Raw genomic sequence first — 5,596 nt, forward strand, 5'->3', positions numbered from 1 at the left:
CAGCCGTCGCGCATGCCCCGACCGGGTGGATCATCGATCCGTAGCTACCGACATAGGACTGGATGACGTGCGCCGCAACAACGTTCGGCAAGACTTCCTGCAGGATGTCGTTCGGCTTGTTCCGCCCAAGCAGGTTGCCGTGGTACATCGTCTGCATCGACGTCATGCCGCCCATACCGGTGCCCTGCGTGCTCGCCACCATCGCGGGATGCACCCAGCGCATCAGCTCGTTCGGCGTGAAGCCTGCGCCGAGGAACGCGTCGACCGTCGCGACGATGTTCCACACCGCCACCCGGTCCAGCGACGTGTTCATGTCTGCGCTGATGCCGTACACCGTCGGGTCGAACCCGGTGGGGATCTGACCGCCGACCGTCCGCGATAGCTTTGTCTTTCGCGGCACCCGGATCTCGGTGCCCGCCTTGCGAGTCACCTGCCAGTCGCTGCTGTCCGGCACCGGGGTCGCAACGGTGTGCTCCGGGTCGAACTGAACGAATGCGCGTGCGTCGGCCTCCGACGACACCACGAAGGTGAAGTCCTTATCGAGGAACACCGAAACCAGAAGCGGTGACGCGTGATCGGGGTCGATCGCGCCGTCGTCGACGAACTCGCGGATGCCGGTCCGCTCCACAACTGCGTCGTGATAACGCTCGACCAACTCCGATTCGTCGACCAGGTCGCCGGATTCGGCGTCATACCAACCCGGCTTCGGGTCGTCCTCCCACTTGATCAGGCCGGTGGTCCAGGCCAACTCGAGAACGCCTGCGGCGGACAGCTCGTTGTCGACCTCCATCTCGAAGCGGGTCCGCGACGAGCCGTACGGGCCGAGCTCGGCGCCGCCGACGATCACCACGAGGTCGGCGGGGTCGACGTCGAGGTCGGTCCACTCCGGCGGGGGTGCGGAGGTGAAGCCGCGCGGCGGCGACGGCAGCGCGGCGATGGTGCTGCCCTGCTCATCGCTCTCGTCGGCGGTTTCGGTCACCATCTCTTCGCGGGCCTTGGCCGCCAGCTCGGACATGTCGATGTCGATATCGCCGAGCCCACCGGTCAGATCGACCTTCAACGGCTCCTGCGCGGCGGCGACCTTCGACTCGACGCTGCACAGATTCAGCAGCATCGCCGCCATCTGCTCGGTCGAGTAGGTGGTGACACCCGCCTCCTCGACGGCGTTGACGATCGCGTCGTTGGCGCCCATCAGGCCGGTTCCCCTTGTCCAGCCGATCAGCGCGTGCGCCAGGCTGACTCGCTGTGCCCATGACGACTCGGCGCTCCACCGGGTCACGACCGCATCGAGTGCCGACTTGGATTCACCGTAGGCACCGTCGCCGCCGAACATGCCGCGGTTCGGCGAGCCGGGCAGCACGACGTGCAGCCGCGACGCGATATCGCGCTCGGAGCCGATGTGCGACAGTCCGCCGATCAACCGCTGAACGGCCCACAGCAGAACCTTCATCTCCATCTCGGATCGAGAGCCGGCCTCCGATAGGTCCCCTGCCACCCGCGGTGCGGCGAACGGGAAAAGCAGCGTCGGCGTCTGCGCGTCCTTGAGGTGAATGGATTTCGGCCCAAGGCTTTCGCTCTGCTCGTTACCGACCCACTGCGCCAGCGCGTCGATGTCGGAGTAGGACGCCATGTTGGCGGGCACCACCCACAGCGCCGCACCGAAGCGGGCGTTGTCGCGGTAGAGATTGCGGTAGAACTCCAGCCGGTTGTCGTCGAGCTTGGACGTGGTCGCGATGACGGTCGCACCGCCGTCGAGCAGTCCGGCGACCACCGAAGCGGCAATCGAGCCCTTCGATGCGCCTGTCACGACAGCGATTTCGTCGCTGTAGCGGCCCTTGCCCGGGTTCTCAGCACCGGCAGCGGCGCGGCCGAACAACGACGCGTGGACGTTGCGGCCCGCGGCCAGAGCCTTGCCCTGCCACCAGGAGGCCTGCTTGCCGACGACGTGACCGGCGCCCTCGAACCGTTCCGAGAGATGCAGCCAGTTGGCGTCGACCTCGTCCTCGTCCATCAGCCAGAGCTTCACCAGATCCTCGCGCGCGCTGGCCCACCGGTCGTCGAACAGCACCGCCTTGCGGGCGTCGAACACCGGTGCCACCAAACGTGGCCAGTCCGAACCGAGTTCGGTGGTGACCAGGTCGATCAGCTCGGCGTCGGTCGAAGTCTCCGGAGCGGAGACGGCGTTATCGAACCCGAGCTGGTTGAGGATCGTGCGGGCGGCCGAAGCCAACACGCCGTCGCGGCCGGTGACCTTCTCGGCGAACTCGGTGAGCGCCGCGGAGTCCACCACACCCCCGCCTGCAGCGCCGGCGGCCGACGGAAGCGCGACAGCGATGCCGCGCCGTCCCGCCACCGCGGTCACGGCGGCGTCGATGACCTTGTCGACGGTCGCGGCGTCGGCCAGCGCACCGTCGTGCAGCCCACCGAGGCTGCCGCCGCGGACGCTAGAGCCCTCACGGGTGCCGAGTGCAACCTCGGCGGTGACGTGCTTGACCCAGCCGTCGCCGAGCTCCCATGTCTTCTTGACCCGCTCTGCGATTGCCGCAGGGCGCTTGCCGGACGGTCCGAGGACCGTACGCAGCTGGTCGTTGATCGCATCGGAAAGCACTGGGCCGTAGGGCTTGTACGTCCTCGCGAGCTTGGTGACCTGAGACTTCAGACCGGACAGATCGGCCTCCGCGGCACCGTCGATGGCGCCGAGGTCGAGCTCCGTACCGAGGTCGACAAGCAGCTGGTTGCGCCGCGAAGACGCACCGTCGGTGATCGACTCGATGGAATCGAGCGCCTCGATCTGGTCGATGCGCATCTTCGCCGACAACGCGATCAGCGTCAGCGTCGCGTCTGACGCATCGAAGGTGATGTCGTCGGGGCGCGGAGCGCCTGCGGGCGCCGTGGCGGCACCAGGTGCCGGGGCGGTGGCTTCGGCGGCGGGTGCGGCCGTGGCCTCCGCAACGGGCGCCTGCTCGTCGCTGCCGTCGTCGTCGGCGGGTTCGGGATCGGTGTCGGTCGCAAACAGCACTGGGGCGTCGCGCTCGGAGTTGAGCACTTCCGTTGTGTTGTGCGAATACTCGGGCAGCTTGAGCGTGTTGGTCGCCAGTCCGGCGACGGTCGGCGCGGACTTCACGCCGATCTCGACGAACCGCTCGACGCCCAGACCGCCTGCCGCCTCTTCGATGAACAGCAGGTCCTGCGTCTCGATCCACCGCACCGGGCTGGCGAACTGCCATGCCAGCAGCTCGATGACGACCTTGCGGCACAGCTCGGTCGGCTTCTCGTTCCGCCAGGTGTCGTAGTCGGCGAGAATCTCGTCGAGCGGCTCGGCCGGTACCAGGTCGCGGATCTCCTGGATGAAGTCGCGGTCCAGCGTGAACGGCCGGGGCACCAGATTCGGGATGTACTTGCCGATGAGCAGTTCGGGGTCGGCGTCGCGTGGCATGACCCGCTCCAGCGAGCGCCGGAAGTCGGCGACGCCGACCCGCAGCACCGAGGAGTGGAACGGCACGTCGATGCCGGGCACCAGGATGAACGACCGCTTGCCACCGGAGATCTCCCGGCGCTTCTCGACCTCTTCCTCGAGCACCTCGAGGCCACGGACGGTTCCCGCGATCGCATACTGCGAGCCACGCAGGTTGAAGTTCACGATCTGCAGGTATTCGCCTGTGCGCTCGGCGATCTCGGCGACGAAGTCCACCACGTCGGCATCGTCGAGGTCGATCTGCGACGGCCGGATGGCGGCCAGCCGGTAGTTGGACCGGCCGAACTCGTCGCGCGGCACGATGTCGTGCATCTTCGAACCGCGGTGGAACACCACCTCGAGCAGCGCCTCGAGTTCGTACACGCCGCTGACACAGGCCAGCGCCGTGTACTCACCGACGGAGTGACCGCAGGCGATGGCACCCTCGACGAACGCACCCTGCTCACGCATCTCGGCTACCTGCGCGGCCGCCACCGTCGCCATGGCGACCTGGGTGAACTGCGTCAGGTAGAGCACGCCCTCTGGGTGCTGGTAGTGCACGCCGCTGGCGATCAGGCTGGTCGGGTTGTCACGGACCACGTGCAGCACCGAGAAACCGAGCGTCTCGCGGGTGAACTTGTCCGCCGTGTCCCACACCTTGCGGGCGGCCTTGGACCTGGCGCGCACGTCCATGCCCATGCCCTTGGACTGAATTCCCTGACCGGGGAACGCATACACCGTCTTCGGCGCGGCCAGCTGTGCCGTCGCCGACATCACCAGATTGGAACCGACGCGGGCGGAAACCTCGACAATCTCAGCGCCACGGTCGATTCCGACGCGGTCGACGCGGATGTCGACCTCGTCGCCCGGCAACACCATGCCCAGGAACCGCGCGGTCCAGCCGACAAGTCGGGCAGGCGGGACGGCCCTGCCGTCGGTGGCGGTGACCACCTGCTGGGCAGCGGCCGACAGCCACATGCCGTGCACGATGGGCGATTCCAGACCCGCCAGCAGCGCGGCGGCGCGATCGGTGTGGATCGGGTTGTGGTCACCCGAGACCACCGCGAACGCGCTCATGTTGGTCGGCGCGGTGACGGTGACGTCGCGGCGACGACGCCGTGGCGTGTCGGTCGCGTTGTCGGTCATGGCGCCGCCGGCGCGTGGCGGATCGGTGAGCTCGAGCGCACCGGTGCGTCCGCGAATCGCAAAGCGCTCTTCGAGCTTGGCCAGCTCGGTGCCGTCGGCATCGGTGATGGTGACGTTCACTGGCACCACCCGGCCGACCTCGGTGTCGGTCGCCGCCGAAGCCGTTGCGGTGACGGTCAATTGGGCCTGCACCTTAGGCAGCGCGGTCAGCAGATGGCCGGCATGGTCCAGGTGGACCAGGCTCAGCAGACCCTCGATCACCGGGAAGCCGTCCTCGGTGACGGCCGAGCCGATCACCGAGAACACCGCGGGCCAGCAGAGGCCCACCAGTGCATCGGGCACCAGCGTGAGACCGGGCGCCAACGGCGCACCGAACGTCGCCGTCACACCGGTGTGGTCGGCGACCTTCTCCGGATCCCACTGCACAGTGAGCTCGGCGGTGTTGTCGACTACCGACGCCAGCGCGTCGGGACCCTCGGCGCCCGCGGCGATCGCCAGCACCGCACGCATCGCGTCGGAGGCGTCATCGACGGTGACCACCGGCATGCCGCCGTCGACCGTGCAGGTCGGCAGTGTGAACCGGATCGTGATCCAGGTGCCCGACAGCGGAACGCTCAGCGTGACGGTGTCGTCAGCCGCCAGCTCCAGCCGAGCACCCGTGGATGGATGTGTGGCACTTCGGTTTTGGTTGACCTGCCACTTCGCCGGCGCCCCGATGCGGTGCACGGGGTTGATGGAGGTGCGACCCGCCCACAGCACGTCGGGCGCATCGAGCACAACGGCAAGGGGGCCGGTGACATCGTTGCGCGCCTGGCGGCGGCTGACCACGGCGACAGGCTCGGCACCCGAGGCGAGGACATCGTCGATCGACGCCTTCTCGAAACGGTCCAGCAGTTCGCCGACGGGCTCGTCCACCTTGGTGATGCCTGCGACGGCCTGAGTACCGGGAATGATGCACACCTGGTCGGCGTCGTAGCGGGCGTCATGGGCCTGCCA

The 5,596-nt window shown here is 67.9% G+C and carries 1 protein-coding gene; it reads right to left on the reverse strand.

Going from position 1 to position 5,596, the window contains the following annotated elements; all coding sequences use genetic code 11:
• Positions 1–5,596, reverse strand: a 5,596-nt coding sequence (locus tag QOJ24_RS07745; protein WP_526260409.1) for an acyltransferase domain-containing protein, incomplete at both ends; no start/stop codon positions are given.

It is taken from the genome of Mycobacterium sp., assembly GCF_032159775.1.
Classification (GTDB): domain Bacteria; phylum Actinomycetota; class Actinomycetes; order Mycobacteriales; family Mycobacteriaceae; genus Mycobacterium.